The sequence below is a fragment of the Methanimicrococcus hacksteinii genome (assembly GCF_032714515.1).
Lineage (GTDB): Archaea > Halobacteriota > Methanosarcinia > Methanosarcinales > Methanosarcinaceae > Methanimicrococcus > Methanimicrococcus hacksteinii.
In genome coordinates this window covers 1-16,312 of record NZ_JAWDKC010000011.1, presented here as the reverse complement: position 1 = coordinate 16,312, position 16,312 = coordinate 1, and the positions used below count along the sequence as shown (strand labels likewise).

Sequence of the window (16,312 nt, the reverse complement as noted above, 5' to 3'; positions counted from 1 at the left end):
GAATTTAATGCAAAATTGCAGAAGCATGAATATTGTCGTCTTCTATTTAAAGGATGCAGACCTTTTTTGGAATTATGAAACAAGAGGAACTGATTCAACTTTTAGAACAAATCGCGCCGCCCGAAATCGCCGATGATTTCGACAACGGAAGAATTGGAATGATTTTGGACCTCCTTTATACCAAAAACAGAGAAGTCAAAAAAATCGCTGTCACCCTTGACGTGACGAACAATGTCCTTCAAAAAGCCGCCGACTTCGGCGCCGACATTCTGATCTGCCATCACACGCCGCTTTTTCATCCGATTATGACGATTCCCGAAGATTTGGCAAAACGCCTGAAAATCGCTTTTGACAACAATATTTCCATTTATGCGATGCACACCAATTACGACAACGCCGACGGCGGCATCAATACCGTTTTGGCCGACATGTTCGGCTTGAAAGAAACATGCATGACCGACTTCGGAATCATCGGAACCGTCACCCCGATTGAAACGGAAGAATTTGTCAAAAAAGTTTCCGAAAAACTGAACACACCGCTTCTTTATGCCGGCGACAAAACGATTCGAAAAGTGATGATCTGCGGCGGCAGCTGCCTCAACCGCCACGCACTTTCCATCGCCAAAGCAAACAGCGTTGACGCATTTCTTTCTTCCGAACTCAAACACAGCGATGTTCTGCGCGAACGCGGCGACATGACAATCATCGACGCCGGCCATTACGCCACCGAAAATCCCGGCATGCGCGTTTTGGCACAGCGCCTGGAAAAAGAAATCGGAAGCAAAACCGAAATTTTATTTATTGATGATAATCCCGAATTGAAGTCGATTTAATTTTTCAAAACAAAACGCCGGTTTTGATATTTCCAAAAAACCAAGCAGCTCGCGCGCGGCGGCCGCAGCGGTAAAAAAGACAAATCTCATTAAACTCAATAAATGAAAAAATGAAAGATAAATGAGAATAATAAAAAGACATGAGAATAATAAAAAGAAATGAGAATATAAAAAATAAAGAAATCATCTTTGAAATGAAGATGATTTCATTTTATTCACTCACAATTCCTTACATGCTTTTTTTCTGCAGAATTTTTAACAGAATTTTTCAACAGAAGTCTTCAGAATTCCAGCAGAACTTCAGAATTCTTCAGCAGAATTCTTTAACAGAATTTTTCAGCAGGCTTCAACCCACAGAATCATTGTTCCGTCAACATTTCCGGTGCCGGAATAGTCTGCCGGAACTTTTAAGACGACTTCGGAAATTTCAGTGTCGCCTTGTGCCACAACTTTTTCAAAGTCCTGCCAGAAGGCTTCGTCAATCCAAATGCCTCTCTTGTACAAATCATCGGACGAGTCGGTCACTTCCGCCGTCACAACAACATCGCATCCGCCGCTGTTTGTAATTTCAAGTTCTTTGGCAGCGCTTGTCTGTCCTGCGGCCAAGTCGCCGAAGTCAAGCGAGTCAATAGAGAATGAAACGGAAACAGACGGAATGATATTTGTCGTCATTGAAATGGAAGTGCTTGAACTCCCGGGCTGCGGCTCGGGGTCTTCCGGCTCTTCAGGTTCTTCCGGCTCTTCGGGTTCACCGGGTTCACCGGAACCGCCTGAACTGATTGCGTATGCCGAAAAGGAATACATCAGCGGATTCAGATCTTCATAGTCGTCCAAAATCGTTTGTGCCGTGCTTCCGATACCTTTGCCGTTGTCAGCGCCTTCATAATCATCGCCCCAATAGTTTCCGGGTTTTCCCGTCCAGGACTGGCCGCCGTAAGAAAGCGTTTGGCTTTGAGGGCTGTTAAAAGAAACGACATCCGGAAGAGTTCCGTAACCGGCAATGTTGCCGCCGGCATTATCAAAGATGTCGTTCAGATAAACAGCATTGTTTTCGCCGGCATTGTAGAAGTAAACGCCTTTCTGCGTGTTTCCCGAAATCGTATTTTGAGTGATCACAGCACTTCCTGTTTCAGCTTTCCAAAGACGGATGGCTTCTCCCGCGTTGTTTGTAATGATATTTCCTTCAATCAAAGCGCCGCTCGCATTTTCAAGACAAAGGATTCTGGCGGCGTTGCCGCTTCCCGAAAGACCGGTTAAAGTGTTGCCGATGATCTGAACATCATTTCCGGTCACATAAACGGCATTTGTAAAACCGTTCATATTTCGGACAATGTTGTTTTTGAAAACGGCGCCGTCTTTGGCAAGCTTGATACCGTCTTTGTGCGTCATGCCGTCAAAAATACAATTTTCGATCGTGGCGTCCGCGGCATTTGTCTGAAGATTGATGCCGTTTGAGCCGTTTGTCAGTGTCACATTTTTAAGAACAAAATTCTCTTTTTTCGGAATGATTGAAAATCCGCCCAAATCCAAAATTGTATTTTCTTTGTGCTCGCCCTCAATCGTCAATGTTTTTCCGACACTGATGTTCGCGGCTGTTTCATACGTGCCGGCACGGATGAGAATCGAATCACCATCAGCGGCGGCAGCAACAGCTTCAGGCAGCGTCGGAAAATCCGCATCTGCTCCGCCGACAGTCCATTCTTTGGCAGCCGCGGTCCCGGTCAAAGCCAGCAAAATCAAAAAGGAAAGCAAAAGCACTTTCCCGAAAGTTCGTATATTGTTTTTCATAGTTATCCTCCTTTGAATTATTTCAGATGACAGCAAACTGCAAGACAAAAACGGTTTGCTTTCAAAAAACCCAATTTCCTGAACATAAATAGGTGTTCTGATTTTTTCAAAAACGATAACTATATCAACGAAAAATAAACGAATGAATTATAAAATTAAACCAAACCGGATTTTTCAAAATCACCGTTTTGACGGGGAAACAGGCAAATGACATTTCCGAAAAAACAAAACCGGATTTTTCAGCCCAAAAAACCGATACTTTTTTAAAAATCTTTTAAAATCGGACGGTTCGCGCGCGCGGTGCGCCGAACAAAAAACAAAAGCAAGAAACAAAAGCAAAAACAAAAAGAGACGGGGAAAAAATCCCCGTAAAAAATTATTTTTCAGCATTTCCCGAAAGCTCGGGCCACTTCAAAACATTGCCGTCCGTATCCGTCAGCGGAAGCGGCGGATGTTTCTTTTGCGTCAGCAAAGAAACGGCAAACATCGCAATGCCTGAGAAAAGCCACGGAACGAACGTGAAATAAATTTCCCACTCCGCATCCGGCGGAACAATCACAAGACCGCCGGCCTGAAGCGACAAATAAGCGCAGCCCAGAATCGAGAATGTAATGCCGACAAGCATAGATGCAATGCCGCCCGGAACATTTGCTTTCTTCCAGAACAAACCGCAAACGACTGCCCAGAACAAACAGGCGAACAAAAGCGTAAATCCGAAAATCATCAGATCATACAAACTGACAGCAAGCATACTGATGCCGATACAAAACACGCCGATGACGACCACCAATATTTTTGTCAGACGAATGGCCTTCATATCGTTTTCAACCGACTGCTTTTCGCCGACCGTCCCCGGAATCAAGACCGTTGAAATCACGGCGGCAGACGCGAAAATTGTCGAACTGGAGGTTGACATAATCGCCGCCATCAAAGAGCCGATGAAAATCGCCATCGGGATCGGGTGAAGCAGTTTTTGAGCAAGCATCGGCACAATCACTTCAGAGTCACCGGCAAGCGTTGCCAATTCCGCACCCGAAAAGAAGCCGAGCTGCGTCATCACAATGCCCAAAAGACCGATGAAAATCGGACCGAGACCGGCCACCCAATAAAGACCGGCGCCGGCAACCAAACCGCCTTTTGCCGCTTTTTCATCTCTGGCCGTTAAAACGCGCTGCGTGATGTCCAAAGAAGCCAGACTGCCCAGACCCATACCGCACCAGGCTGCCGCCCAGAGCAAAATGCCTTTGACGGTGCGGACCATGCCGCTCGGATGGTCGGGGTCGGCCGACGGGAAGAGTGTCCAGAAGTCGTTGGGCGTGTTTTCTTTGATGATGCCGAGGCCTGAAACCATGTTGTTCAGGTTCAGCGCAAAATCAGGGCTGCCGCCAGCAGCAATGTAGCAGATGGCTGCCGGAATCAAAACCAAAAGACCCAGAATAATGATTGCTGCCTGAATGTTGTCGGTCCAAATGACCGCGAGCATCCCGCCCATATAAGTGTAAACAATAACAATACCGCCGGCCAAAAGCATACTGATCCACGGTTCAACACCGATGAACAAGTTCAGCATTTTGCCGATGGCAACCATTTGAACGGCCGTCCACGCAATCAGCGTCGGAACCGAAAGAATCGAAGCAACGTAAGCGCCGCGTTTTCCGAAACGGATGCGGTACATTTCGCCGAGCGTTCCCATTTTCATTTTCAGCAAAATCGGAACCATGAACAAAGCCATGATAATAAGCGTAATGCCCGAAGCCCACGGATCGGCAACAGTGCCTAAATTGTATGAGTCGAGAGCTGCGCCTGCGCCGCCCATAACCGTTCCTCCGCCCCAGAATGTCGCAAAGAGCGTACCGCCAATCAACAGCGCCCCGACATTTCTGTTTGCAACCAAATACCCTTTGGAAGAGGATGACCCGATTCTTTGAGTCACGAAACCGATAATGAGCATCGCAATGAGATAAATCGCAATGATGATGATTTCTATACCTATTTCCATAATTTCTCAAGAACGTAAAATAAAATTCAGGTCTTAAACATTGCGTTTCATTTCCGCTTAAAATCCGTTTCTTCACTTGGCGAAAAACGGATTTCTTTCAAAAGAAAAAATAAAGTCAAAAAAAGAGAAAGTTTTTTAAGCTGAATTTCACTTTATCGGTCTTTTTTCGATGCTTTAGCCTTTTTTTTCAATGCGTTACGCCTTTTATTCAATGTTTACGTTTTTTATTCAATCTTATTTCGGAGATTGTTTCTGTCTGCACTTACTCCTTTCTGCCAAACTTATTTATGATTCGTTTTCCTAAATTCTGTTTCAGGGAATTTTTATGGATACGGGCTCTTTGATTTATTTGGCGGTGATGTTGTTTTCAAGTGTTCTTTTTTTCATATTGGGATACTTCATTTACAACGGAAAAACCGATTTGATTCATGATTATCATCAAAAAAATGTCACCGATTTCAAAGGATACGGTCGAAAAATGGGTCTTGCCATGATTCTGCTCGGCATCGGACTTCTTTTAAGCGCGCTGCTGTGGCCGATTGATATGCGTTTGTCCGTCGCTGTTTTATTGATAATTATGATTGCCGCTTTCGTTTGGATTTATTTCATTCAGAAAAGATATAACGGCGGCGTTTTCAGCTGAATTTTTTATTTTAAAATTCATTTTTAAACAAACCAAAAACGAATCTTGAATTTCGAATTATTTTAAAAAGATGTGCAGTTCGCGCGCGGCGGCAGGTGAATAAAAGACGGAAAAGAAAAAGAGAAAAATGAAACAAAGTTGATTCTTTGTTTCACGAATTTTTTGATTGAATTATTACAATGTTTTTAAGAAATCTTCAAAACGGTCCAATGCGATTTTAATGTCATCCCTCGATGTCGCATAAGCGCATCTCAAATGTCCTTCGCCGGCTTCACCGAATGCCGTTCCCGGGATTGTGATGACATGCTGACCGGCAAAGAATTTGTCGGCAAACTCTTCTGATGTCAAGCCTGTTGATTTGATGGACGGGAACGCGTAGAAAGCGCCTTTGGGTTCGAAACAGTCCAGGCCGAGGCTGTTAAAACCGTCGACAATTAAAATGCGGCGGCGGTTAAATTCGCGGACCATGGATTTCATTTCTTCTTCGCCGTTTTTGAGCGCTTCAATGCCGCCGATTTGCGATGTCACGGGCGCGCACATCATGCAGTACTGGTGAATCATCATCATGGCCGAAATCAGTTCGGACGGCGCTAAAATGTAGCCGAGGCGAAGACCTGTCATCGCGTATGATTTTGAGAATCCGTTGAGGAGGATTGTTCTCTCGCGCATGCCGTCAACAGCGGAAAACGGTGTGTGAGCGCCGTCGTAAGTCATACATTCGTAAACTTCGTCGGAAATCACAATCAAATCGTGCTTTTCAATAATCGGCGCGATCTTTTCATAATCTTCGCGCGTCATGACGGCGCCGGTCGGATTGTGCGGATAATTGATAATAATCGCTTTCGTCTTCGGCGTGATTTTGGCTTCCAATTCTTCCGGCAGAATTTTAAATTCATTTTCGGCAGCCGTTTTCACGACAACGGGAATACCGCCGCTTAAAACGATTTCGGGAACGTAAGCGACATATGTCGGCTGAACGATGAGAATTTCATCTCCCGGGTCCGTGACGGCGCGAATCGCAATGTCCAAGGCTTCGGAAACGCCGGTCGTGACGAGAACTTCTTTGTCGGGGTCGTAATCCAAGCCGTAGTCTCTTCTGTATCTTTTGACGATTTCGTCACGCAATTCGGGAATGCCGTAATTGGACGTGTATGCGGTTTCGCCTTTTTCAAGGGAATGAATGCACATTTCGCGGATGTGCCAGGGCGTCACAAAGTCAGGTTCGCCGACGCCGAGGGAAATCACATCTTCAATGCCTGCCGCGATGTCGAAATATTTCCGGATTCCTGACGGCGGTACATGCTGCATTTTATTTGTGATGTATTTTGAATAATCGAGATCCACTTTTCTCGGGGTTTGTTTGGGTATTTGTGTCATAATGCTGTTCCTCACGGCGAAACTTGAAGTCTTTTGAATTCTTCTTTCTCTTCCACAATGACGCCGTCTTCTTTGTATGTTTTTAAAATGAAGTGCGTCGATGTATTTTGGACCTGGTCGAGCGTCGCGATTTTGTCCGCGACGAAGAACGCGACATCTTTCATGGATTTTCCCTGAATCATGAATTCCAAGTCATAGTCTTCGCCCGACAAGAGGCGCAGCGATCTGACTTCCGTGAACTTGCAGATGCGGTCGGCCAATTTCTGGTAGCCGTGGCCGCGTTCGAGTGACACTTTGAGCTGGACAAACGCGTACACGTACGGACCTTCGACTAAATCCCAATCGACGATTGTTTTATAGCTCCGAATCACGCCCGCCGCTTCCAGCGTCCGAATCATTTCTCGAACTTCAGCCGGCGGAATTCTGGTGAGTTCTGAAATTTCTTCGGGAGTCGCTTTCGCGTTTTGTTCCAGAATTTCAAGAACGTCCTGTGTTTGTTTATCCATTTCTGTTAACTCCTTTTTGAGTTTCTTGCAAGATGTCCGCGCCTAACAAGAGCGGATGCGATATGCAAACTTGCGATAAAATTAGAACAAATCAAGATATATAAAGGGAACGAAAACGAAACAATTTAATGAAGATTTTGAATCAATTTCCGAGAAATTTGAATAAACAAAACATCGGGTTTGATAAAGTTTGAAAATCGAACGCCGTTTTTTGCTTGAGCTGCTTTGAGATATTGTTTTTTTGGTTTTATCGGGCGTTCATTTTTGTTTGATTTAAAAAACGATGTTTGCTTTTGAAATCAAATCAAACCCCACTCTAATTTCCGAATTCGGCTGAAGCGAAGCGAAAGACGAATCGGAAATTAGAGAGGTTTTTCAAATATAAAATTTCAATAAAAGCTGAACAGTTTTTTCTTTTTTATTATTTTTTATTTTGAAAACCTCTACATATTCCGATTTTGTTCGACGCTTCGCGCCGCCCGAAATTCGTAATTTGGAGTGGGATTTGCTGTATTTGTTTCAAACCGAAACATCGGTTTTTCGAATTTTTTGGCAAACCCGAACTCCCGATAAACCCCGAAAAAACAATATCATAAGAGCGGTTCAATCAAAAAACGGAGTTCAAATTTTTGAAAATTGAGAAAAAATGATGTTTCAGTTCTTTGAAAAATTATTGAAAAACCAAAACAACCACCTCCAACTATGAGTTTTGTGAGCGCCAGCGAGCAAAAAGAGAGTTGGAGATTCGTCCCATGAATTCAACGAAAACACATAACAGGGTTGATGAACTTGAATTCAAAAAAATTATTCGTTTTCTTTTAATTTCTCTTTTTTTGGAAAACCTCTCCATATTCCGATTTTGTTCGACGCTTCGCGCCGCCCGAAATTCGTAATTTGGAGTGGGGTTTGCTGTATTTGTTTCAAACCGAAACATCGGTTTTTCGAATTTTTTGGCAAACCCGAACTCCCGATAAACCCCGAAAAAACAACATCTTAAGAGCAGCTCAAGCAAAAAACGGAGTTCAAGTTTTTACAATTTTAAAAAACGATGTTTGTTTTTTGTTTTTTATTTTTTTGTTTATTTGAATTTATTTTCAAATCCGGCCGCCGATTTCGAAAAAACGTCAGCCGTTCGCTTTTAAAACAATATCATCCGCTCTCACCATCACATCTTCCGCCGCGCTGAATTCAAACGTCATATACTTTCCGTACAGGATTTCTTCAACGACGCCGTTGTCGTAAAACCAGGACAAGGCGGCAGCGCCGCGCTCGTCGTTCGGCAGCGAAATTGTCCGCGTCATCAGCGGCGGCAGATTTTCGTTGATTTCTTCAACCAAATCCTGTATGCCCATTCCTGTTTTGGCGGAAATGAATATCGGATTGTAAATCAAATGCTCCAGTTCCTGCAATTTTTTCTTTCGCTCGGCCGGCTTCATTGTTTCGGATTTGTTGAGAACGGTAATGATATTGGACGTGCTTTTTTCCCACAGCGTTTCGTGGCTGATCATCAGCTTTTTTCGGATGTGTTCGGCGGATTCGCTGAAATCAACGACAAGCAAAATCATGTCGGAGAAATAAATGCCTTCGAGTGTCGAGCGAAAAGCGTCCACCAAAAAGTGCGGCAGATCTTCAATGAAGCCGACCGTATCCGTCAGCAGAATTTTGCGTTTGTTGATGAGAAGCGCCCGCGTTTTCGGGATCAATGTCGTGAAGAACATATCTTTGGATTCCGTCTGCTCGTCGACAAGCGCGTTAAAAAGCGTGCTTTTGCCCGCGTTTGTATACCCCGCAAGCGACACAATGAAAAAACCGTTTTTGTGACGGTAAACACGGCGTGCTTCTTCTTCCAAATCCGCTTTTTTCAACTCGGATGAGATTCTTGCAATCCGTTTCTTAATGTCCTGTTCGTACGAATCCTCATAGTCGCCGAGACCGCCCCAGCCGGCGCGCTCTTCCTTCTTGGAAAGCGACACAAGCATCCGCGCGTTCGGCAGCTCGTAACGCAGGCGCGCCAGCTCCACCTGCAGCTTGGACCGGTGCGTTGTCGCCCGCTGTGCAAAAATATCCAAAATGAGCTGGAACCGGTCCATCACGCGGCAGCTTGCCCCCGCTTCATTGCAAAGTTTAGAAAGATTGTAAATTTGAGACGTGGAAAGCGGGTCATAAAAAATCACCCGATTGGCTCTTTTATCCCTTGCGGCGATTGCAATTTCCTTCGCTTTGCCGCTGCCGACATTGTATTTGCGGTCCGGATAGCGCTCCTGCGTAATGATGTCAACAACGCGGTCATTGAGCGCTTTTGTCAGCTCCGAAAACTCCTGAAGCTTCCGCGCATTGTCTTCCGGGTCCGAATCAGGATCCATCCGCATGACGAGAATCACATTCCGGGAAGCGTCCGCAGATTCTTGATATGGATTCATTCAATATCCGCTCCGTTTATTCCATCGGGCTCATTTCCGTCATCTTCGCTGCCGTAAATCCGAATGTCCATTCCCGTTTCTTTGAGCAGCAGATTCCGCGTGCTGAGCGAAACATGATGGGCGATTTCAATTGCTTTTCGCTCGCCGATAGATTCCTGATAGCGGATTTCCTGTGAAAACAGCGCTTTGGATAAATTTTCATCCAAATTAAAAAGATCGCCGCGCTCAACAATCAGCGGCCCTTTCTTCTTGATTTTGGCCGCCGTGTTTTCAATGATTTTAACAATATCGTGCAGTTCCGGCGGTTTGCTTAACAAAAAAGCGTCGGTGTTGATTTCATTAATTTTTTCAATCGACGCCGGCGTAATTTCAAGCGATGCGGCGGCGCAGACCATATAATAGCCGGCGTCAATCCGATGCCTACCCGAAATATCCACCGCAATAACCGTAAACATACAAAAACCCTTTTTCGTTTTAGATTTTAAATTTAATTTTTGATTTGATTTATAATTTCATTTGAGAATCACATTTTGATGCGCTCAAACTCAACATATTCGCGCCGGCCGCCGAGATCCGCCGCATAAATCATTCTCTTGCGGACGCTGTTGGCCAACCGGATTGCGCCCGATGTTGCCGGCAGCTTAAACTCGTACTCCGGCGAAACGGCGTTTAACAAAAACTCCGAATGCGGAATTTTGTCAAGCGATTCGACTTTGCGGTAAACACGGAAATGCGTTCCGAATTTAAAGCCTGTTTTCGGAACAAATCCTTTCTCTTTGAGCTCTTTGTAAATCACATATTTTTTCAGGAATTCAGAATCAATGCGGGCGGCATTTTCCGAGAAAGCCTCGTTTGAAAGCTTTTTGCCGTCCATTTCATAAAGTTCCAAAACCCCGCTTTCCGCCAAATACAGCGCTTCGGGAAGCGATAAAAGAAGACGTTCGTCATCCATTTTCTTTCCGAAAAACGCTCTGTTGTAAAGCAAATCCGCCGTTTCTTGATCGGCCAGAATCACGCGTTCTTTAAACAAAACCGCTTTTACCGGCGTCTCTTTTTCAGCTTCCGCCGGATACGGCGCAGACATCCCGCCTTCAAAACGGCCGACAGCATCGGCGCGCTTCACATCATAAAACGTAATGTCGCTTTCTTCGTCGACGACGGCGAGAATGAATTGTTTCCGCACGTTCTGCGCTTCATTGATCAGTCCCAAAAGCTCGGACAGGAGAATCGGCATTCTCTCCGACCGCACATAAACATAACTCTTCGCCGATCCTTTCCCCGGCTTCCCGCCGCGCGGATAAACCCTGAAATCGGTTGCCGAAGACTGAACATAATACCCGCGTTCTTTCAAGTCTTTGTAAACAATGTATTTGAGTTCGAAAAACTCTTCCTGCTGTGCCGCAAACTGAATAAACGCGTCAAAATCAAGTTCCGCGCCGTTTTTCAAAACCGAAATTTTACCGCGCGACAAAAGGTAAGCCGCTTCGACAAAGCGCAATTGAAGACTGTCGTCGCGCAGACGGCCGAAACCGCCCGATTCATAAAGAGAGCTAACGGCATCCGAATCGCCGATGACATAATTTCCTTTAATTTGTGTTTTCAAAAACGACACCTATGTAATGCATTTACAGTTCTGCAAACTGTTGCTGTATATTCAATAATATCAACTATAGACAGAGATTCAAGTTAAAAAAGCTTGCTTACGTGAAAATTGAAAATCAGAAGAAAAGAACTGAAATTTGAAAAAAAATGAAAAGAAGATGAAAATCAAAAATAATAAAGAGATGAATCGGCAGCTCATCTCTTTTAGAATTAATCGTCCAGCTCTCTTCTCATGCAAAATACAAAGGTTGCAATTGCAATCGGAATGATCCAGATAATGGTGATATTGCCTCCCGGAAGCGGATTTTCAAAACCCTGAACAGGACTTTCAAGGCCCTGCATCGGTTTTGAATTATCAGTTCTCTCCGGTGTTTCCGTCACTTTTGCCGGTTCCGTCGTCGTTCCCGAGCTGCCGCCGTCTTTGATTTCCTCAAAAGCCGCATAAATAATCAAATCTTCCGTGATGAATTCGGGCAGCTTTTCCCAGCCGGTAAATTTGTATTTCACTTTACCGCTGTCATCCGGCAGAAGTTTGACCGTCGGACGGGAAACAACAGGAATCGCCTCAACAGACTTGGATCCCTTGGGAACGTTAAACACGAATTCGCTGGTGATTTCGCCTTTTTTGACATCGTCTTCGTGAATTGCAAATGTGACGGTGCAATATTGTATTTCGGCCCAGACCGCATACAAAACCGGATCTCCCGCCGTGATTTCAAACAAATCGTCGAATTCATAATCCGGCTCCGTGCTTCCCGAATTTTCGGCCCAGCCGATTAAAGAATAGCCGTTTCGCGCAAATGTCTGGTCATCCATTAACTTGTAAGTTTTTAGGAGAATGACCGGAATTGAAAGCTCCTCCGGAAACGCTTCCCCATCCGCGGTATAATCCGCATTGTAAGTCAGAGTCGTCATCTCGTCGACATTCGCATAAACCGCTTCAAACCAAACATCGCTGAAAATTTCAATCGTCGATCCCGGGTAATAAATGATGCCTCTGTTATCCGTTTCTTCCCAACCAGCCAAAACCATGCTGCCGGCTTTCAAACCGGACTCGCTGCCTTTAACGATTGCGCGAACACCCAATTTATATTTATCATCATCTGTCGGAACCGTGCCTTCCGTTTCTCCGGCGCTTTCATAATTAACGGCGTAATTGTCCGTCTGATACATGCCGTACAAAACAGTGTCTTTGCCGATACTGTTTGAAAAGTCGTATTTGACAACCAGGCCGTTGCTCATCGTATGATGCCATCCTCTGAAAACACCTAATTTTTCATAGGGGGCGCCTTCTTTGATGAAATAATCGTCAATTGCTTCCTTGGGCTTTTTGATCAGGCCGCCGATTTCGACATTTTGCTCCCCCAAAAGAGTTCCTTCCGGCTGATCATAAAATGAAGCAACCAATCCCGCCGGCTCCCATCTGGCATATAATTCCAAATTTCTGAAAGGCATGATGTTTTCGGAAATATCAAAAGGCCTCAAGTATTCGCGCTCTTCATACCACCCTTTGAAAACATATCCCTCACGTGCCGGGTCTCCCGGATAAACTTCGCTTAATTCCTGCTCCCAGTAAACGTCCGCAATTTCAGACGCAATGCCGCCTCCGGAAAAACTGCCGCCCATCAAGTCGAAACTGAGTTCATATCTGTTTCTGTTGTACAGCAAAAACATATTTTTCTCGCCCAAAGACGCATTGGTTAAATCGGTCCCGGATAAGTTCATGACATATTCCGAAACATTTCTTGTTCCGCTGATTTCTTTAAGTTTCATGGCTGCTGCGCCGTCGGAAATAATATTCTGAGTAAAACGCGTGTCCAGCGTGTAATATTTGCCGTTGTATTTTACAAAATCTTCCCCGAATGTGCCGACCGGCTCTCCATCTTCATTTAATTCAATCGGGAGCGCTTCAAACATATAATTCAGCCGGACATTGTATCCGGAGGGCAGCCATGTCGCGCTGACAGTGTATTCCGAGTCGGAAAAATAACTCGGAGAAGGAATCATATTTTCCGTCAGTGATAATCTCTTTGACACCCAAATAACGTTGTTCGTTTCGCTGTTCAGCCCGTTCGGCGGCTGCCAGCCCTGGAAAAGGTAAGTCGAATGGCTGATCTCGAATTGGTCGTTGCCGTTTAACGGCCACAGATTCGCCAAATCCATATTGTATTTGGCTTTGACGGAATATTTGTCACCGTCGTAGGTATATGTTTCTTCACCGGCCTTTAACTCGGCACCGGCCACGGCCAAATCAAAATAAACCGTGTACACTTTGCTGATGTAATACACATTTACGGCCGACGAGCCGTCGCCTTCGACGACAACGGGACTGATTTTATAAAAGACGCTGTGATCGGGAGGCGTGATGTATGTTTCAACAGCGCTTTGTGAAGGATTGAATTCTTTTCCCGCTTCTGCATTATAAATGTATGAATCATAGTAGACATAATTTTTATAATTGTCTTTTTCGGAATCGGTCGTATCCGAATTATCGAAGTTGATTGCCGAATTTTCTATTTCCTGCCATATGACGACTTTGACTTCCGGCCAATACGCCATTTCGCTTGAATCCCATACGGCATAGATTGTGAAAGATTCGGCGACGGTGTTTTCCGTAAATTTGTATTCATATGCCGCCTTGTCTTCAGCCGTCGGTTTTGCATCTTCTTTCAGACTCCAATACGAAAAATTATATCCCGGGCGAGCCGGATTTTGTTCGGGCCGGACAGCTTTGTCTCCTTTGTCGATGAGCTGGTAATCCACGGGTGATCCGCCCATCGAATGGAAATAAACATAGAATGAATCGCCGTATATCGGTCTTAAAACAAAGTTGCTGTTAACGGGATTCGTAAATTCGTAGCTGCCGTGGTCTGCGCCGGTTCCGTCATCCACCGTCCAATACAAAAAGAAACTTTCATCAGTCGTCTGCGGCGCTTCCTGCGGCTGTGCGACCGTTGCTCCCGGCTCCGCTAATTTGAATAGATAAATATCCCCGTCGGCGTCTTTAAAAGAAACCATATATTTGTCTGAAAAATGAGCGTATAAGGCAAGATTTGAGGTCACCGGTTTTGAAAAATTATATGCGTTAAAAGTATCTTTTTCGGTTGACCATCCGATAAAGGAAAGTTTTCCGGCAGGAATTGCCGGCGCCAGCGGCACTCCCAGTTTCGCGCCTTGTTCGACATCCTGCGTCAAATACGCGCTTCCGCTGACATATAAGAATGAAACTTTGTGCGTGTCCGCGCCGGCGGCCGCCAAAGGCACAATGCCTGCGGTTAATATCGTAATCAATAAGCAAATCAAGACGAGTTTTGAAAAATTTTTATTCAACTTCATTTCCCCCGTATCCCTAAATTTATAAAAGTCTTGTAATCGTGTTTTTAAGCATCAACACTAGTGAATTTACAACAAATATTATGAGCAATATAAAATTCAAACAAAGTATAATTTATATTTCGAACTGAAACATTTCATATATAATAATTTCTAATTGTGAATAAATATCACTCAGAATAGATATTTTAAGAGTTTGAATGATGCCGTTTTTAAAAAATAATTTTAAACAGAATCAATAATTTTTGAATTAAACCGGAAGTCATTTAAAAAAAATTGAAACACTTGAAAAATCGAAATGTTTACCGTATAAAAAAATAAATGAAAATAAAAATGAAAATAAAAATGAAAACAAAAATGAAAATGAAAATGAAAACAAAAATGAAAATGAAAATGAAAACAAAAATGAAAATGAAAATAAGAATGAGAATAAAAATGAAAATAAGAATGAGACTGAGACTGAGACTGAGACTGAGAATGAAACTGAATGAAGTGATTCATTCATCTCACATGATTCATTCTTTTGGAACATCTTGATCTTCATCATATTCCCATTTTACGTTAAACACAAATACGGCAACTGCAGCCAGGAACAGCAGAATAATCACAGAGGCGGCTTTTGGAGGATTCGGCGTTTCATCCGGTCCTTCCGGCGGTTTTGACGTGCCCGGATCTCCGGGAATATTCGGATTATTGCCGCCATTGTCATCGGTACCGTTTTTAACGGTTGCCGTTCCCGTCCCCGAACCGCCGCCGGTTGACGGATGATCGGTGCTGTTCCATATCGCGAACAATTCAACATTCTCTCTGATTCTGAATGTGCCGCCGGACGCATACGCAGGATCAGCAGAAAATGCCGTTTGATTCGTGCTCCAGCCGATGAATATTTCGTCTTCTTTAACCAAATCTTTGCCGTCTAAAACAGTCACTTCCGCGTTGTAAGCATACGGGCCGGCCGTATCTTCCACAGTACCGGTACCGCCGTTTGAATTATAAGTGACGGTATATTGTCCCGAATCCGTCTCATAAACAGCGAACAATTCAGTGTCTTCCGTAATTTTGAACGTATCTCCGGCATTCAAATCAGCGGCAGCTGCGCTTTGATCTTTGCTCCAGCCGATGAACTTTGAGCCTTCTTTAATCAGAGAAGCGCCGTCTAAAACGGTCACTACAGCATTGTAAGCATACGGACCGAGCGTGTCACTGACTGTGCCGATACCGCCGTTCGCTTTGTAAGTAACTGTATATTTCACGGAAGTATCACGCGTCCACTGCGCGTACAAGATCATGTCGCCGGTCGGCGTGATTTCCGTTCCCGAACTGTAATTTTGGCCGCCGCCGCTTTCATCTATGTTCCATTCAGTGAATGTAAATCCGTAACGCGCAAAACCGGCATCATCGACAGAAGCAATGGTGTGGTTTTCTTCGGGAAGAACTTCGGCAATATAATCAGTTCCGATACCGCCGTTCGCTTTGTAAGTGACTGTATATTTCACGGAAGTGTCACGCGTCCACTGCGCGTACAAGATCATGTCGCCTGTCGGTGTGATTTCCGCTCCGGCACTGTAATTTTGACCGCCACCGTTTTCATCGGCATTCCATTCAGTGAATGTAAATCCGTAACGAGTGAAACCGGCGTCATCGACAGAAGCAATGGTATGGTTATCTTCAGGAAGAACTTCAACAGCATAATCAGTTCCGATACCGCCGTTTGCTTTGTAAGTGACTGTATATTTTACGGAAGTATCGCGCGTCCATTGCGCGTACAAAATCATGTCGCCTGTCGGCGTGATTTCCGTACCGGCACTGTA

Annotated in this window: 11 protein-coding genes; 2 read left to right on the top strand and 9 right to left on the bottom strand. The window is 44.5% G+C overall.

What is annotated here, in order from left to right:
* The first annotated feature begins 74 nt into the window (after positions 1 to 74).
* Complete coding sequence (locus tag MmiAt1_RS02150) at positions 75 to 833, top strand: Nif3-like dinuclear metal center hexameric protein (protein ID WP_318785260.1); 759 nt, start codon at positions 75 to 77, stop codon at positions 831 to 833.
* Positions 834 to 1,169: 336 nt separating this feature from the next.
* Here the strand turns inward: MmiAt1_RS02150 and MmiAt1_RS02145 are convergent, their stop codons facing one another.
* Both MmiAt1_RS02145 and MmiAt1_RS02140 read right to left on the bottom strand, forming a co-directional pair.
* Positions 1,170 to 2,621: a right-handed parallel beta-helix repeat-containing protein gene (locus MmiAt1_RS02145; RefSeq protein WP_318785259.1), complete on the bottom strand. Its 1,452-nt coding sequence runs from the start codon at positions 2,619 to 2,621 to the stop codon at positions 1,170 to 1,172.
* Between the two features lie 376 nt (positions 2,622 to 2,997).
* On the bottom strand, positions 2,998 to 4,620 hold the full coding sequence (locus MmiAt1_RS02140; RefSeq protein ID WP_318785258.1) for a sodium:solute symporter family transporter: 1,623 nt from the start codon (positions 4,618 to 4,620) through the stop codon (positions 2,998 to 3,000).
* 325 nt (positions 4,621 to 4,945) lie between these two features.
* Between MmiAt1_RS02140 and MmiAt1_RS02135 the strand changes: the two genes are divergently transcribed.
* Positions 4,946 to 5,263 (top strand): DUF3784 domain-containing protein, encoded by a 318-nt coding sequence (locus tag MmiAt1_RS02135; protein WP_318785257.1) that lies wholly within the window; start codon positions 4,946 to 4,948, stop codon positions 5,261 to 5,263.
* 174 nt (positions 5,264 to 5,437) lie between these two features.
* Here MmiAt1_RS02135 and MmiAt1_RS02130 read toward each other — a convergent pair whose 3' ends face one another.
* The 7 genes from MmiAt1_RS02130 to MmiAt1_RS02100 all read right to left on the bottom strand — a co-directional run.
* Positions 5,438 to 6,640 (bottom strand): aminotransferase class I/II-fold pyridoxal phosphate-dependent enzyme, encoded by a 1,203-nt coding sequence (locus tag MmiAt1_RS02130; protein WP_420891267.1) that lies wholly within the window; start codon positions 6,638 to 6,640, stop codon positions 5,438 to 5,440.
* A gap of 11 nt (positions 6,641 to 6,651) precedes the next feature.
* Positions 6,652 to 7,146, bottom strand: a complete 495-nt coding sequence (locus MmiAt1_RS02125) for an Lrp/AsnC family transcriptional regulator (protein ID WP_318785256.1) — start codon at positions 7,144 to 7,146, stop codon at positions 6,652 to 6,654.
* Positions 7,147 to 8,270: 1,124 nt separating this feature from the next.
* Positions 8,271 to 9,566: a GTPase HflX gene (gene hflX, locus MmiAt1_RS02120; RefSeq protein ID WP_318785255.1), complete on the bottom strand. Its 1,296-nt coding sequence runs from the start codon at positions 9,564 to 9,566 to the stop codon at positions 8,271 to 8,273.
* Positions 9,563 to 10,021 (bottom strand): DUF2209 domain-containing protein, encoded by a 459-nt coding sequence (locus MmiAt1_RS02115; RefSeq protein WP_318785254.1) that lies wholly within the window; start codon positions 10,019 to 10,021, stop codon positions 9,563 to 9,565. Before MmiAt1_RS02115 ends, hflX begins: the two co-directional genes overlap by 4 nt.
* Before the next feature lie 68 nt (positions 10,022 to 10,089).
* Positions 10,090 to 11,178: a tRNA-intron lyase gene (gene endA / locus MmiAt1_RS02110; RefSeq protein WP_318785253.1), complete on the bottom strand. Its 1,089-nt coding sequence runs from the start codon at positions 11,176 to 11,178 to the stop codon at positions 10,090 to 10,092.
* Positions 11,179 to 11,378: 200 nt separating this feature from the next.
* The gene (locus MmiAt1_RS02105; RefSeq protein ID WP_318785252.1) at positions 11,379 to 14,504 is read right to left on the bottom strand and encodes an InlB B-repeat-containing protein; all 3,126 of its coding nucleotides are present in this window, start codon (positions 14,502 to 14,504) and stop codon (positions 11,379 to 11,381) included.
* Between the two features lie 512 nt (positions 14,505 to 15,016).
* The coding region (locus MmiAt1_RS02100; protein WP_318785251.1) for an InlB B-repeat-containing protein at positions 15,017 to 16,312 on the bottom strand (1,296 nt) is incomplete at its 5' end.

Coding starts and splice junctions, on each gene's coding strand:
- MmiAt1_RS02140 (WP_318785258.1), bottom strand. CDS start 4,620: ATGGAAATAGGTATAGAAATCATCATCATTGCGATTTATCTCATTGCG.
- MmiAt1_RS02105 (WP_318785252.1), bottom strand. CDS start 14,504: ATGAAGTTGAATAAAAATTTTTCAAAACTCGTCTTGATTTGCTTATTG.
- MmiAt1_RS02130 (WP_420891267.1), bottom strand. CDS start 6,640: ATGACACAAATACCCAAACAAACCCCGAGAAAAGTGGATCTCGATTAT.
- MmiAt1_RS02150 (WP_318785260.1), top strand. CDS start 75: ATGAAACAAGAGGAACTGATTCAACTTTTAGAACAAATCGCGCCGCCC.
- MmiAt1_RS02115 (WP_318785254.1), bottom strand. CDS start 10,021: ATGTTTACGGTTATTGCGGTGGATATTTCGGGTAGGCATCGGATTGAC.
- MmiAt1_RS02125 (WP_318785256.1), bottom strand. CDS start 7,146: ATGGATAAACAAACACAGGACGTTCTTGAAATTCTGGAACAAAACGCG.
- hflX (WP_318785255.1), bottom strand. CDS start 9,566: ATGAATCCATATCAAGAATCTGCGGACGCTTCCCGGAATGTGATTCTC.
- MmiAt1_RS02145 (WP_318785259.1), bottom strand. CDS start 2,621: ATGAAAAACAATATACGAACTTTCGGGAAAGTGCTTTTGCTTTCCTTT.
- MmiAt1_RS02135 (WP_318785257.1), top strand. CDS start 4,946: ATGGATACGGGCTCTTTGATTTATTTGGCGGTGATGTTGTTTTCAAGT.